Annotated in this window: 11 protein-coding genes and 1 pseudogene; 9 read left to right on the top strand and 3 right to left on the bottom strand. The window is 67.9% G+C overall.

What is annotated here, in order from left to right:
- Window positions 1–227: 227 nt before the first annotated feature.
- Both ACQCSU_RS13775 and ACQCSU_RS13770 read left to right on the top strand, forming a co-directional pair.
- The gene (locus ACQCSU_RS13775) at window positions 228–2,381 is read left to right on the top strand and encodes a glycogen debranching N-terminal domain-containing protein (protein WP_426975863.1); all 2,154 of its coding nucleotides are present in this window, start codon (window positions 228–230) and stop codon (window positions 2,379–2,381) included.
- Window positions 2,382–2,401: 20 nt separating this feature from the next.
- A complete protein-coding gene (locus ACQCSU_RS13770; protein WP_426975862.1) occupies window positions 2,402–3,421 on the top strand; it encodes a glycosyltransferase family 4 protein in 1,020 nt (339 codons plus the stop codon).
- A gap of 31 nt (window positions 3,422–3,452) precedes the next feature.
- Here the strand turns inward: ACQCSU_RS13770 and ACQCSU_RS13765 are convergent, their stop codons facing one another.
- Window positions 3,453–4,190 (bottom strand): ankyrin repeat domain-containing protein, encoded by a 738-nt coding sequence (locus ACQCSU_RS13765; protein WP_426975861.1) that lies wholly within the window; start codon window positions 4,188–4,190, stop codon window positions 3,453–3,455.
- A 10-nt stretch (window positions 4,191–4,200) separates the two neighbouring features.
- On the bottom strand, window positions 4,201–4,797 hold the full coding sequence (locus ACQCSU_RS13760; RefSeq protein WP_426975860.1) for a GlcG/HbpS family heme-binding protein: 597 nt from the start codon (window positions 4,795–4,797) through the stop codon (window positions 4,201–4,203).
- 205 nt (window positions 4,798–5,002) lie between these two features.
- Here ACQCSU_RS13760 and ACQCSU_RS13755 point away from each other — a divergent pair, with 205 nt between their 5' ends.
- The 6 genes from ACQCSU_RS13755 (at window position 5,003) to ACQCSU_RS13730 (ending at window position 11,718) form a co-directional block, all read left to right on the top strand.
- Window positions 5,003–6,223 (top strand): sensor histidine kinase, encoded by a 1,221-nt coding sequence (locus ACQCSU_RS13755; RefSeq protein ID WP_426975859.1) that lies wholly within the window; start codon window positions 5,003–5,005, stop codon window positions 6,221–6,223.
- On the top strand, window positions 6,220–6,846 hold the full coding sequence (locus ACQCSU_RS13750) for a response regulator (protein WP_426975858.1): 627 nt from the start codon (window positions 6,220–6,222) through the stop codon (window positions 6,844–6,846). Before ACQCSU_RS13755 ends, ACQCSU_RS13750 begins: the two co-directional genes overlap by 4 nt.
- 93 nt (window positions 6,847–6,939) lie before the next feature.
- The gene (locus ACQCSU_RS13745) at window positions 6,940–7,995 is read left to right on the top strand and encodes a zinc-dependent alcohol dehydrogenase family protein (protein ID WP_426975857.1); all 1,056 of its coding nucleotides are present in this window, start codon (window positions 6,940–6,942) and stop codon (window positions 7,993–7,995) included.
- Window positions 7,996–8,126: 131 nt separating this feature from the next.
- Window positions 8,127–8,444 carry a hypothetical protein gene (locus ACQCSU_RS13740; RefSeq protein WP_426975856.1) on the top strand — a complete coding sequence of 106 codons (318 nt, stop codon included), beginning with the start codon at window positions 8,127–8,129 and terminating at the stop codon, window positions 8,442–8,444.
- A gap of 21 nt (window positions 8,445–8,465) precedes the next feature.
- A complete protein-coding gene (locus ACQCSU_RS13735; RefSeq protein WP_426975855.1) occupies window positions 8,466–11,195 on the top strand; it encodes a PEP/pyruvate-binding domain-containing protein in 2,730 nt (909 codons plus the stop codon).
- Window positions 11,196–11,514: 319 nt separating this feature from the next.
- Window positions 11,515–11,718 (top strand): cold-shock protein, encoded by a 204-nt coding sequence (locus tag ACQCSU_RS13730; RefSeq protein ID WP_069950491.1) that lies wholly within the window; start codon window positions 11,515–11,517, stop codon window positions 11,716–11,718.
- Window positions 11,719–11,916: 198 nt separating this feature from the next.
- Here ACQCSU_RS13730 and ACQCSU_RS13725 read toward each other — a convergent pair.
- A pseudogene (locus ACQCSU_RS13725) lies at window positions 11,917–12,500 on the bottom strand (recombinase family protein).
- Here ACQCSU_RS13725 and ACQCSU_RS13720 point away from each other — a divergent pair.
- Window positions 12,476–12,694 carry a hypothetical protein gene (locus ACQCSU_RS13720; protein ID WP_426975854.1) on the top strand — a complete coding sequence of 73 codons (219 nt, stop codon included), beginning with the start codon at window positions 12,476–12,478 and terminating at the stop codon, window positions 12,692–12,694. The pseudogene ACQCSU_RS13725 and the gene ACQCSU_RS13720 sit on opposite strands and share 25 nt — an antisense overlap.
- Window positions 12,695–12,704: the final 10 nt, after the last annotated feature.

Raw genomic sequence — 12,704 nt, 5'->3', positions numbered from 1 at the left:
AGAACCACAAGCGTAGGGTCATAGAACCAACGTGCTCCTGGTGGAGGTCCGCCATGACAGATTCGTTCATGACAGATTCGTTGCCCATCAGGCTCCGTTGGAGACCGATGAGGACGAAGATCCCACGACTGATCGATCCGCGGCGGCAGCCCTTCTGATCCACCTTGGGGTCCCCAGGAACGGGCCCCGCAGCGTTGCCTACCGGATTAGCGTCAAAGGAGCCAGGGATGGCTGGATGGAATGCTGACAACGCGGCTGGCCCCCTGGGGGCCACGGTGACACTTGTGGATGGCTCGAACTTCTGCATTTCCGGCCTGGCCGGCGACATGTACTCAGACCGCCCCCATGGTGTGTTCCATGAGGACACCCGGATCGTCTCCCGCTGGAGACTGACGATCAATGATGTGACTTTGGAGCCGCTGGCCGCCCGCGCCCTCGAACCGTACCGGGCCGTCTTCATCGGCCGTCCGGCCCGGGCAGCCGGCCAAGCGGACAGCCCTTTGATCGTGGAACGAAACCGCGAGGTGGGCGCGGGCATCCTGGAGGAGATCACCGTCCGGAACCATTCCCGCGAGCCTGCCGTGTGCGTGGTGGAACTGGCGATGGACGCGGACTTCGCGGACCTCTTTGAGGTGAAGGACGCCCGGATCATCCGGTACTGGGACCAGTCCCGGCACCCGGAAGGCGACGCCCTCACCATCCAGGGCGTCTGGCGGGGAATTCACAAGGGGGTTGTCCTGCGGGCTCCCCACGCGACTTTTAGCCACGAAGGCCTGGGCTACCGCACCGTGGTGCCGCCGCACGGCCAGTGGCAAACAAGGGTGACGGTATCGCCGCTACTGGATGCAGCCGAAACGCCCGCGCCCTTCCAGCGCCAGGCAACCGGCACCTCGCCTGCGGAAATACGGCGCCAGGAGTGGATCCGGAAGATCCCCGCGATGCACGTCAGCAACGTGTCGATTGCCCGCACCCTGCAGCGCAGCCATGATGACATCGGCGCCCTCCAGATCGAGGACCCGCTGCATCCGGACCGGACCGTCGTCGCGGCGGGTGCTCCATGGTTCATGGCCCTCTTCGGCCGCGATTCGCTTCTCTCGTCCTATATGGCGCTGCCTGTGGACCCGTCGCTGGCCCTGGACACCTTGCAGACGCTGGCCGAAAGGCAGGGCAACGTGGTGGACGCGCTGACCGAAGAGCAGCCCGGCCGGATCCTCCATGAGGTCCGGCTGGGCGTCAGCACGGGCCTGGCACTGGGCGGCAAGTCCGCCTACTACGGCACGGCCGATGCCACGCCGTTGTTCGTCACGCTGCTCGGCGAAGTCAGCCGCTGGGGCCTCGCCGCGGACCAGGTGGCCGCACTGCTTCCCAACGCTGACAGGGCGCTGGAATGGATCAGGGATTACGGGGACCGCGACGGCGACGGCTTTGTGGAATATCAGCGGCTCAACAACCAGGGGCTGATCAATCAGGGATGGAAGGATTCCTGGGACGGCATAAATTTCGCGGACGGCCGCATGGCAGAGCCGCCGATCGCCCTCTGCGAAGTGCAGGGTTACGTGTACGGCGCCTACATCGCCCGGGCGTGGATGGCGTACGACGCCGGGGACCTGGCTTTGGCGCGGGAGTTGCGGGAACGCGCGGCGCGGCTAAAAAAGCAATTCAACGAACAGTTCTGGCTGCCGGACCGCGGCTACTACGCCATCGCCCTGGACCGGGACAAGAGACCTGTGGATGCCTGTGCCTCCAACATGGGGCACTGCTTGTGGAACGGGATTATCGACGCCGACAAGGCGCCCCAGGTGGCTGCCCGGCTGATGTCGCCGGAAATGTTCAGCGGCTGGGGGATCCGCACCCTGGCCACGGATATGGGCGCCTACAACCCGGCGAGCTACCACAACGGATCCGTGTGGCCGCATGACAACGCGATGATTGCTACGGGCCTGATGAGGTACGGATTTGTGGACGAGGCCCGGCGGGTTGCCCTCGGGCTTACTGAGGCCGCGGATTTCACGGACCACCGCTTGCCTGAATTGTTCTGCGGATTTGACCGCGCTGATTTCCCGGAACCGGTGCCTTACCCGACGGCTTGCTCGCCCCAGGCCTGGGCTGCCACCACCCCGGTGCATCTGCTGCGCACACTGCTGCGCTATGACCCCCACGTCTCCATGAACGGTATGTGGATGGACCCTGTGCTGCCGGAGTCCTGGGGCCGGGTCCACATCACCAACTGCCCCATAGGCGATGGCCGGATCACCATCGACGTGACAGGCAGCCAGGCCACGATCGAGGGGCTCCCGCCGGGCATGACGTTCCACCGCGGGACACGTCCCCCCCTTGCCGATCTGGTTGAGCTCGCCGAGAAGCTGGACAAGACAGGCTAAACCTCGAGCAGGAGCGCATCTTGCGGATAGGACTGATAGCTCCACCATGGATCCCCGTCCCGCCCCCGGGCTACGGCGGAACAGAGGCGATGATCCATGCGCTGGCCACCTCGCTGGCGGCGGCCGGGCACAGCGTGGTGCTTGCCGCGGCGGCCGACAGCACCTGCCCGGTCGAACGGATCGGCGGTTTCGCCCGGGCGGAGCGTGCCGCCATGGGCAGAACAAGCTCAGAGCTGCCGCACGTGATCAGGGCCTACGCCGGACTGGACGACGTCGATATCATCCATGACCACACCCTGGCGGGACCGTTGTACCGGCACCGCCCACCCGGGATTCCAGTGGTCAGCACCATTCATTCGGACATGACGCCGGCGCTGTGCCGGGTATATGAAGCCTTCACCCGGGACGTGTCACTGGTGGCCATCTCGCAGCACCAGGCCAACAGCGCCCCGGACGTGAAAATCCGACGGGTCATCCACCACGGCATCGATCCCGCAACTGTTCCACCCGGTACCGGAGCCGGCGGCTACGCGTGTTTTCTGGGCCGGATGGCGCCGTGCAAAGGCATCGCTGAGGCCATAGCGGTGGCCCGCAGAGCGGGAATCCGGCTCAAGATCGCCGCAAAAATGAGCGCCCCGGCGGAAGTGGATTATTTCCGCTCCGTGGTCGCCCCCTTGCTCGGGCCTGATGAAGAGTTCCTCGGAGAACTGGACGCCGTCGGAAAGTTCGCCCTACTGGGCAATGCCGTCGCGCTGCTCAACCCTGTGCAGTGGGACGAACCCTTTGGAATGGTCATGATCGAGGCGCTGGCCGCCGGCACCCCCGTTGTGGCCACTCCGCGGGGCTCCGCACCGGAAATCATCGAGCACGGAGTCACCGGTTTCCTCGCCGCGGGTACCGATGAACTGGCCATCTGCCTGCAGCGTGCGTCCGGCCTGGACCGGCATGGCTGCCGGTCCGCCGTCGAAACCCGTTTCAGCGCGGAGGCGATGACGCGGAAATACGTGGAGTTGTTCGAGGACGTGCTCGCCGGAACGTAGCCCAAGCGGCGCGCCCGGTCAGCGCGCCCGGTCAGCGGGCCCGGATCAGGGCAGCGATCTCGCCAAAGCCCAGCCGTTCGGCGTTCTCCAGCGCCGTGCGGCCTTGAGGATCCCGGATGCCCGGGTCCGCACCGGCGTCGAGCAGCTGCCGGACCACGTCCTGTTGCCTGAGGCCGCCACTGTTCAGCAGGATGGCTTCCTGCATGGCGGTCCAACCCAGGTTGTTGACGTGGTTCACCGGCACCCCGGCGGCAATGAGAATCCGTACCGTTTCCACGTGGCCGTGTTCGCTCGCCGGGATGAGCGCGGTGCCGCCGTAACGGTTGGTGCTGGCAACATCGGCGCCGCTGGCGAGCGTCAGCTGCAGGATCTCATTGAAGCCCTCCGCCCCCGCATAGAGGAACGCCGAGTCCTGGATGCCGTCCTTGGCATTGACGTCTCCTCCGGCCCGGATCAGCTGCGCCACGAGCGGCAGATCGTTGGCTTTGGCCGCGAGAATCAGCCGCTGATCCAGCTCCATTTGGGCCTCCGGGGAAAGCGCCGGGCGGGTACTCCCTGTGGTTGCCGTCGCCGGTGCAGTGGTTGCCGTCGCCAGCGCGGCGGCCGCCGCCGTCGGGCTCGTTGCGGGGACTGCGGACGACGACGACGGTTGCGGGGCCGCCGCCGTCCCGCCTTCGGAGGTGCAGCCCGTGAGCAGCACGGCGAATGCCGCTGCCCCGGCCAGTGCCGGCAGACCATGGCGCCGGCCGGGAGCATTGAACCACGTCATGAATCAGAGCCTACTTGGCGGTTCCGGCGATGGCACCGGCGCCTGCTGTTGCGCAGGCTTCGTCCAGCATGCCGTCGGGAGCGCCGCCCACACCGATGCCTGCCACCGACACTCCATTGACCTTAAGGGGGACTCCGCCGGCCAGGAAAAGCGTGCCGGGGAGGTCAGCGATGCTGGGTCCGTTTCCGTTGATCCGCTTGGCCAGCTCACTCGTGGGCGTCCCGAAGGCGGCGGCCGTGTAAGCCTTCTGCTGGGCGGCTTCGATGGTGTGCTCCGCCGCGTTGTCGCCGCGGAGCAGGGCCTGGACAGTACCGAAGCGGTCCACCAAGGCGACCGTGACGAACGGCAACTTGTCGGCCTGGCACTTGGCCAGGGCAGCGTTGACGGCGGCCGCAGAGGCGCCCACGCTGATGCGGTTCTGGGCCACCACGGTTTCAGGACCCGGCTGGAGATCGACGGCGGGAACCGCCGCCGGAACCGCCGCCGGGGCAGCTACGGGTGCTGACGCAACCGGAACGGTACCGGCGTTGGCCGCTGCGGTGACGCCCCCTATCAGGAGCAACGCTCCGGCAGCGGCGATGGCAGCAGTCTTGTTGGACTTCTTCATGGGTTTCTCCTCGGAATGCGGTTGCGGGGCCGTGCCCCCTGGGCATACGTCCATCCTTTCGGCTGGCCCCGGTCCGGGCATCGGGCATTCGCCTGCTCCGGTCTCCCCCATCGGGCTTGCCGTGTCAGCCAAAAGGCTGAGAGACCAGCAACGACGCGGGCCCTAGCATGGGGGTAGCACTCCATCCACCGGAACCGGACACCCCATGCCTTCTTCAGCACCAGCCAGACCCCCGGAACCTGCCCAGGACAACGCAACGGCCGCCCTGCAGAACCACCGTGCAGCGGGCGGCTGGCCGCGCGGCCGGATTGACGCCGTCGTCCATCTCGGTTTCGCCGTGCTGATGGTGGCGTCGGCGGTCCGCTACGTGATGCGGCACAGCCCGGCAGACAACATATGGATCCTGGCGCTGGCCGCAGCGGTGTGTGCGCTCTATGCAGTGATCGCGGTCCTTGCGCAGCGCAGGCGGCCGTGGGCGCTGTGGATGTTTGTGCTCGCGGCACTGTGGGCGGTCCTGGTCATCGCCGCGCCCAGCTTCGCGTGGTGCTCGTTCGCCGTGTTCTTCCTGTGCCGGACGGCGTTCGCCGGCTGGGTGGCGTACCTGGCGGGAGGCGCGACGGCGGCGGCCACCGCCGTCGGACTGTTCCGGCTAAGCGGCGGCAGCGATGTTGCCATGCTGCTGGGGCCGCTGGCCGTCGGCGTCATGCTGACCCTGATCTACGACCGCATCGAGCACGACGCCGGGGAGCAGCGCCGCCTGCACGCCGAGGTTTCCCGGGCCCAGGGCAGGCTGGCGGCCAGCGAGCGCAGATCCGGCACCATCGAGGAGCGCGAGCGTGTGTCCCGTGAAATCCACGACACCGTGACGCAGGGCCTCGCCAGCAGCCTGCTCCTCCTCGAAGCCGCCAATAGATCCTGGCCCAGCCCCGCTGCGCAGGAGGACGTGCGCCGCGCCAGCGGGATGCTGCGCCAAAACCTGTCCGATACCCGCAGCCTGGTCCACGAACTGGCCTCGCCCGGCCTGGAGGCTTCAGCCCTGCCGGACGCAGTGTTTCAGGCGGCGACGCTCTATGTCCCGGGCGCCAGGCTGCTGGTCACCGGTGAGCCACGCCCGGTTCCGCCCGATGTCCGGCATGCCCTGCTGCGGGTGGTCCAGAGCGCCGCTGCAAACATCAAACTGCACGCTTCGGCCACCCACGTCACGGTGACGCTCGGTTACCTGCCTTGCGCCGTCACGCTGGACATGTACGACGACGGCATCGGCTTTGACCCGTCGTCGCTGGCCCCGCCGTCGAAAGCGGGAGGCTACGGCCTGCGGGCCATGCGACAGCGGGTGGAGCAGCTGGGTGGCGTCTTCTCGGTGGAAAGCACCCCGGGCGAAGGGACGATTGTGGCCGCACAACTGCCCGCGGAGGAGGATCGGTGAGTCCCATTACTGTGCTGCTGGTGGACGACCACCTGGTGGTCCGCAGCGGGCTCAAGGCCCTGCTGGGAACGCAGCCGGATATCGCCGTCGTGGCCGAGGCCGCCTCCGGCGAGGAAGCCCTGATGGCGGTGGAGGAGCACTCCCCCGCAGTGGTGATGATGGACCTCGCCATGGGTGCCGGCATGGACGGCATCGAGGCCATCAAGCAACTCCGCCGGCGCAACGGCAAACAGGCGGTACTGGTGTTCACCACCTACGATTCCGACGCCGACATTGTCCGGGCGGTGGATGCCGGGGCCATGGGCTACCTGCTCAAGGACGCAGCACCGGAGGAGATCTTCGCTGCCGTCCGCGGCGCGGTCCAGGGCAAGAGCGTCATGAGCGCACCGGTGGCCTCCCGGCTGTTCCAGCAGCTGCGGAATCCGGACGAGGTCCTGACGCCGCGTGAGGCGGAGCTGCTGGGCCTCCTGACGGAGGGGCTCAGCAACCGGGAGCTCGGCCAGCGGCTTTTCATCTCCGAGGCCACGGTCAAGACCCATCTGGCACACATCTACGCCAAGCTGGGCGTGGAGACCCGGGCCGCGGCCATCGCCACCGCGATTCGCCGGGAGGGGATGCGCTAGCCAACCCTGGCCAAGTTGCGGCGGCTGCCGGGGCGGCAGGCGCCGCGCGGATAGACTCGTAGGTAACCCACCCCCCCCACTCCAGGAGCCGTCATGCGCGCCACCATCATCCACGGCCCCGGGGACATCCGGGTCGAAGACCGGGACTACCCCACCGTGCAGCTGCCCACCGACGTCGTCGTGAAGGTCACGGCATCCTGCGTCTGCGGCTCGGACCTGTGGCCGTACCGCGGCGTCAGGCCCACCCATAAGCCCTCCGCGATCGGGCACGAATTCGTCGGCACGGTGGAAAGCGTCGGCGCGGAGGTCAGCGGCCTGGCCGTGGGCGACTTCGTGATCGCGCCCTTCGTGGTCAGCTGCGGCAAATGCCCGCAGTGCCTCAACGGCGTCACCGTGGCCTGCGACCACCTGGCCGGCTGGGGCGGCAAGGATGACACGGGCTTGGCGATCGACGGCGGCCAGGGCCAGGCGGTCCGCGTGCCGCTGGCAGAGTCCACCCTCGTTAAGGTCCCGGGTGTCACCGAACCGGACGACGCCCTGCTCGCGAGCCTGCTGACGCTCTCCGATGTGATGGCCACCGGCCACCACGCGGCCCTCGCCGCGAAGGCCGGCCCCGGCAGGACCGTCGTCGTGGTGGGCGACGGCGCCGTGGGGCTCTGCGGCGTGCTGGCGGCAAAGCGGCTCGGGGCGGGGCGGATCATCGCCATGTCCCGGCATGCGGACCGCCAGGCCATTGCCCGCGAGTTCGGGGCGACGGACATCGTCGCGCAACGCGGCGAAGAAGGCGTCGCGAAGGTCCGCGAACTGCTCGGCGGTGTGCTGGCCGACTCCGTGCTCGAGTGCGTCGGGACCAAGGAATCGATGGATCAGGCCCTGCACAGCGTCCGCCCGGGCGGCGCCCTGGGCTTTGTCGGCGTCCCGACCGGCGGCGCCGAAGCCCCGCTGCGCTACCTCTTCGACACCAACATCTCGATCGCCGGCGGCATGGCGCCGGCCCGGACCTACATCCCCGAACTGCTCGCGGACGTGCTCGCCGGAACCATCAATCCGGGCCGGGTGTTCGACGTCGTCATGCCGTTGGAGGAGGCGCCCGAGGCGTACCGCGCCATGGACGAACGGCGCGCGATCAAGGTCCTGCTGACGCCCTAGCCGGGCTCCGTTCGGGACTTCCGACGACGGCGGCGCGGGGCTCCCGCAGCGCTCTGGCCGCACCTCTTGCACTGCTAACACAGCAGGTCTAGCGTGAGCCGCATCAGCAGCGCCGCCGTCGAGGAGCCGTCATGGCAAGGTTTGTGCAGATCATCGAATTTCAGTCCTCCCGGATCGAGGAAATTGAAGAACTCGGCCGGCCGTCCAGGACGGAGGGAAGCACCGCACCGACGTTCGGCCGGATCCTGGCCACCGCGGACCGCGACCACCCCGGAACCTATTTCACGATCGTCGAGTTCGAGTCCTATGAGTCGGCCATGGAAAATTCCAGCCGGCCGGAAACCTCCGACTTCGCCGCGAAGATGGCCGCCCTGTGCGACAGTCCTCCTGTCTTCCGCAATCTGGACGTCTTGTGGGAGGACACCGGCGAGGCCGCGGACACTGCCTAGGAGCGGGAATAGGAGCGGGAAATGGTTGCTGCAGACCGGACTCCCCCGGTCAGAGATGCGGCGGACGGGCTCCTGGTTGCCCCCTTCGTGGTGGACCTCCAAGAGGCCGGCTCAGTCGCCTTGCGCCTCGTGGGCGGTAAGGCCCTAAACCTCGGCAAGCTCCTGGCAGCCGGCTTTCCGGTCCCGTCCGGGTTCTGCTTGACAACAGAGGCCTACGAGCTGGCGGCGCCGGGAGAACTGGCAGCGCTGGCGGAGCAACTCGATACGGCGGCTGCCCGGGCTGTGGCGCATGGGACTGTCCAGGACGGAACGGTGGAGCCCAGGACGGCGCAGGCCGGGACGGCGGAGCGCGCCAGGGACCTGGTCGGGTCATCGCCGGTCCCGCCCGAGGTGGACGCCGCACTCCGCGCGGCCTACGCCGGGCTTGGAGCCGCCCCGGGCGACGAGCCCGCCGTCGCTGTTCGGTCCTCAGCCACGGCGGAGGACCTGCCGTTCGCCAGTTTCGCCGGCCAGCAGGACTCCTATCTGGACATTGTCGGCGCCGACGCCGTGATCGACGCCGTCCGCCGCTGCTGGGCCTCCCTCTGGAGCGAGCGGGCGGTCGCCTACCGCTCGGCCACCGGGATCAGCCACCGTGACGTCGGCCTCGCCGTCGTCGTCCAACGGGTCGCGGATGCCGTCACCGCTGGCGTCCTGTTCACCGCCAATCCCGTCACCGGAACGAGGACTGAGACGGTCATCGACGCCAGCCCCGGCCCCGGGCAGGCCGTCGTCTCCGGGGCGGTCAATCCTGACCACTTCGTGCTGGACACCGCCACGGCCTGGGTCCTGCACCGCACGGCGGGCGGCCCGGAACACGGCCGGCAACCAAGCCTCAGCGACGCGCAGCTGAGCGAGCTCACCTCGCTGGGCGACGCGGTCCAGCGCCTTTTCGACGCCCCGCAGGATGTGGAGTGGGTCATCGATGCTTCGGGCACGATCTGGCTGACCCAGTCCCGGCCGATCACCACGCTGTATCCGCTGCCGGACCCGTCAGCCAGGGAATCGGCGGGCGCGGCTGCCGACGGCGGAACCCGGGTGTATTTGTGCGGCACCCTGCTCCAGGGGCTGACCCGGCCGATCACGCCGCTGGGGCTCTCGGTCCTCGGCGGGATGCGGCAGGGGCCCTGGAAGTACGTCAACCCCGGGCTGCGCATGTATGTGGACCTGACGTCCGTAGTGCGCAGCAGGCTCGGCCGTCGCTACCTGCTGAGGTTTCTGCCGCTGGCGGACGGGAGATCCGCGGCCGTTTTTCCGGCGCTGTTGGAGGACCCGAGATTCCGGGTTATCAAGAACTCCCGAAAGTTCCCGGCCCAGGCGAAGCGGTCCGGCCGTGCCTGGCAAGTCCGGAGTACAGCGGTGACCGCGAGTCTTGGCCTGATACTGAAGTTAGTACCGGCGCTCATCGGGGCTGCACTCCGTCCGGAGGCGGAACTGCGCCGGGCGAAGGCGTATGGAAAGCGGCTCGAAGCGGAGCTGGCGCTGCCCGAGCCTGCCACGCCTTTCCAGCGGCTCGACTACGCCCAGAACATCCTGGACGGGACGGTCGACGGACTGATCCAGGCCACCCTGCCGGGCCCATCGATCGGCTACATCATGCTGGCCGCGGCGCGAAGGCTGCTGCGCGGAATTGCCCAGCCGCGCGAACTCGAAGCGGTGCTGCGTGGGCTGCCGAACAACGTGACCACCGAGATGGATCTTGAACTCTGGGAGCTGGCGGTCTCCATCGGCGCCGATCCGGCTGCACGCGAGGCCTTTCTGGCGAAACGCCCCGACGAGCTCGCCGGGATCTTCCGGGCCGGCGGCCTGCCCGCGCCGGCGCAGGCCGGCATCCTGAGCTTCCTTGCGCGATACGGTCACCGCGCCGTAGCAGAAATCGATCTCGGCATGCCGCGGTGGTCGGAGCAGTCGGACCATATCCTCGGCATGATCTCCAACTATCTGCGGGTAGAGGATCCCGAACAGGCTCCGGACCGGCAGTTCGCCCGGGCGGCAGAACACGCCGAGGACCGGATCCACAGCCTCGTGGAGCGTGCGCGGGCCCGCGGCCGCTGGCGGGCGCGCCTCCTGGAACTGTGCCTGCGCCGGGCCCGGGAGCTGTCAGGGCTGCGGGAACTGCCCAAGTTCTACATCGTGATGGCGCTGGCAGAAATGCACCGGCAGCTCGCCACGGTCGGCGCCGAGCTGGCCGCGACCGGCAGCGTGGCGAGCCAGGACGACGTCTTCTTCCTGGACTTCGATGAGATCCGCGTCGGACTGCGCGGCGCCGATTTATGGGGCCTGGTCGCGGACCGCCGCCGGCTCTACGACGTGGAACTGCGACGGCGGCATATCCCCCGGGTCCTGTTGTCCGACGGCACAGACGTGGAGGCGGCAATGATGGCGAAGTCCCCGGCCCCCGATGGCTTGTCCGGCACACCGGCCTCGGCCGGCACGGCCACCGGAAGGGTGAGGGTGATTCTGGACCCGGTGGGCGCCCGCCTCGAACCCGGCGAAATCCTGGTAGCCCCCTCCACCGACCCGGGGTGGACCCCCTTGTTCCTGACCGCCGGTGCCCTTGTCATGGAAATGGGCGGGGTCATCTCGCACGGGGCCGTTGTGGCCCGCGAGTACGGCATCCCCGCCGTCGTGGGCGTGCCTGAGGCCACCACGCGGCTGCGCACCGGCCAGACTGTCACCGTGGACGGATCCGCCGGCACTGTCCGCCAGTGACGGCGCGGGGAGTTTCCGCCGCACAGACCTCGGCCGTAACGTCCGTTGTCCACCACGATGACTTCATCGGCGCGCCGGGCCTGCCGGACCCGCGCCTCCAGGCGGGCGGCGAGCATTTCAGCTTCCTCCGGGAGGGGACAATGACCGGGATTGTGGCCATCGTGCCCTGACCATGGTCTCCATCCGGAACAAAATGGCCCCGGTGGCCTCTTGCACCGCGGCCCGCCGACCCGTACGTTGGGGGACAGCGGACGAATGTCTCCGCAGCCGTTGGCCCCAGGGCCGCCGGAGATCAGCAGCATTTCAGAAGGATAATGGCATGGCTACAGGCACAGTTAAATGGTTCAACGCCGAAAAGGGTTTTGGCTTCATTGCCCCGGATGACGGGTCAGCCGACGTTTTCGCCCACTACTCGGCAATCTCCAGCAGCGGCTACCGCTCACTGGACGAGAACCAGAAGGTCGAGTTCGACGTCACCCAGGGCCCGAAGGGCCCGCAGGCTGAGAACATCCGCCCGCTCTAAGCACTCAGTAAAGCACCCCCGGCCAGGCCGGGACGTTTTCCGCGAAGACCACAAACGCCCCGCCGGAGGATTCCTCCGGCGGGGCGTTTGTGGTCCGCAGCGGTCAGCACCGTTGCGCCGTGGCGGGTGGAGTTGGATGCTCTTTGGCGGCGTTCTGTGATCGCTGGGTGTCGCCTTCCGGGAGGACGCGCCGAGCAGCTAGTCGGTGAGTGCTCGCGACCGTCTATAAAACGTTGCGCGTGACATTCCCGAGATCGCGGGCAACCTGCGCAGCGGGCTCGCCGCCTTCGACCAGGCGGACAGCGCTTCGAATCTGACTGTCGGTGATCCGACGGGGTCGGCCGCCGAGGTCCTTTCCGGCTTCTCTGCGTTTACTGATGGAGTCGGTGACGCGTTCGCGTTTGATCTCGTGTTCCATCTGCGCGAGGGCGGCCATGAGCGTGAAAAGCATCGACCCCATGGGTGTTGCGGTGTCGACGTCGCCACCGCCAAGGTTCAAGACGCGCAGGCCCGCGCCTCGACCGCGGAGTTCGTCAGCGACGGCGAGCATGTTCTGGGTGGATCGCCCGAGCCGATCCAGCGTCGTGATCACGAGGGTGTCTCCGTCGATCAGCGCGTCGAGTACTCGATCGAACTGGGGTCGTGAGGCTACCGCCCCAGATACACCGTGATCCACGTAGAGGTCATCGCGTCGGACGCCGGCGGCCAGAAGGTCCGCCTGCTGCCGGTCGGTGGACTTGCTGCCGCGTCGAAACGCGTGCGTAGCCGATCAGTTTCGTCATGGGCTGCTCCGATCGACTACCCGGAACGTGATGACAGCCAGATCGCCGTCATCACGGACGCCATTCTCGAAGACGAGTACATCGACCTCGAGTTCGACTTCCTCCACCCTGCTGAACGTCCCTTCCAGCTGGTCAGGTTCGGGCTTCTTCCGGCGGGATCTCAGCCCACATGCCCCGGTAGCCAGTCCGCGTAGGGCAGCGGCG

It is taken from the genome of Pseudarthrobacter sp. O4 (assembly GCF_050157025.1).
Classification (GTDB): Bacteria; Actinomycetota; Actinomycetes; order Actinomycetales; family Micrococcaceae; genus Arthrobacter.
The sequence above is the reverse complement of the archived record's forward strand: the minus strand, read 5'-3'. Positions and strand labels throughout refer to the sequence as shown.